The organism is Dactylosporangium siamense (assembly GCF_016862795.1).
Taxonomy (GTDB): domain Bacteria; phylum Actinomycetota; class Actinomycetes; order Mycobacteriales; family Micromonosporaceae; genus Dactylosporangium; species Dactylosporangium siamense.
The window spans coordinates 1-1,112 of record NZ_BONQ01000234.1 but is presented as its reverse complement, the minus strand read 5'-3'; the positions used below and the strand labels follow the sequence as shown (position 1 = coordinate 1,112).

The window sequence follows — 1,112 nt, the reverse complement described above, 5'->3', positions numbered from 1 at the left end:
TGCGGGTGATGGTTCGCGGTTGTATCGGACCGGGGATGTGGTGCGGCGGGGCGAGGACGGGCTTCTGTGGTTCCAGGGCCGGTCGGACGTGCAGCTCAACGTGCGCGGATATCGGGTGGAGCCCGGTGAGGTCGAGCACGTGTTGGTCGCGCATCCGGCGGTGTCGGCGGCGGTGGTGGTCGCTGATGGGGATCGGTTGGTGGCGTATGTCGTTGGCGCTTCCGATGGGTTGCGGGAGTGGGTGAGTGGGCGGTTGCCGCAGTACATGGTGCCGGCGGTGTTCGTGGAGCTGACCGAGTTGCCGTTGTCGGCCAATGGGAAGGTCGACCGGGCGGCGTTGCCGGCGGTGGGCGCGGTCCGGCCGGTGTTGGCGTTTGTGGAGCCGGTCGGCGCGGTGCAGGAGGCGTTGGCGGGGGTCTGGGCGGAGCTGATCGGGGTGGATCGGGTCGGGGCGACCGACAACTTCTTTGCCCTTGGTGGGCATTCGTTGCTGGCGACGCAGGTGATTTCGCGGGTTCGGGCGTTGTTCGGGGTTGAGGTGCCGGTGGCGGCCGTGTTCGACAGTCCGACGGTTGCTGGGCTGGCGGCGGTGGTCGAGGCGGCGGCGGGGACCACCGCGCCGCCGATCGTGCCGGTGGGTCGGGATGTGGTGCTGCCGTTGTCGTTCGCGCAGCAGCGGTTGTGGTTCCTGCACCAGTTGGAGCCGGACTCGCTGGAGTACAACACGCCGATGACGGTCCCGTTGGACGGCGCACTCGACGTGGACGCGTTGGTCGGCGCGCTGACGGCGCTGGTCACCCGGCATGAGGTCCTGCGCACGCGGCTGGTCGTTGACGCGGACGGTGTGCCGTGGCAGCTCATCGACCCGGCGTCCCGTTTCGATCTGCCGATGGTGGAGATCGCGGCCGAGGATGTGGACGCGTGGTTGACGGCGGATGCGGCTGCGCTGTTCGATCTGGCGACCGGTCCGCTGTTCCGCGCGACGTTGCTCCGTGTGGCTGCGGATCGGCATGTGTTGGCGATCGCCATGCATCACGTGATCAGCGATGAGTGGTCGACGGGCGTCCTGTTGCGTGAGCTGGAGGCGTTGTATTCGGGCATGGAGCTGCCGG

Annotated in this window: 1 protein-coding gene; it reads left to right on the top strand. The window is 68.5% G+C overall.

Annotated features, from left to right (window positions below; genetic code table 11):
* Positions 1–19: 19 nt before the first annotated feature.
* Positions 20–1,112: condensation domain-containing protein (locus tag Dsi01nite_RS56635; protein WP_239137298.1), on the top strand; the 1,093-nt coding region annotated here is incomplete at its 3' end.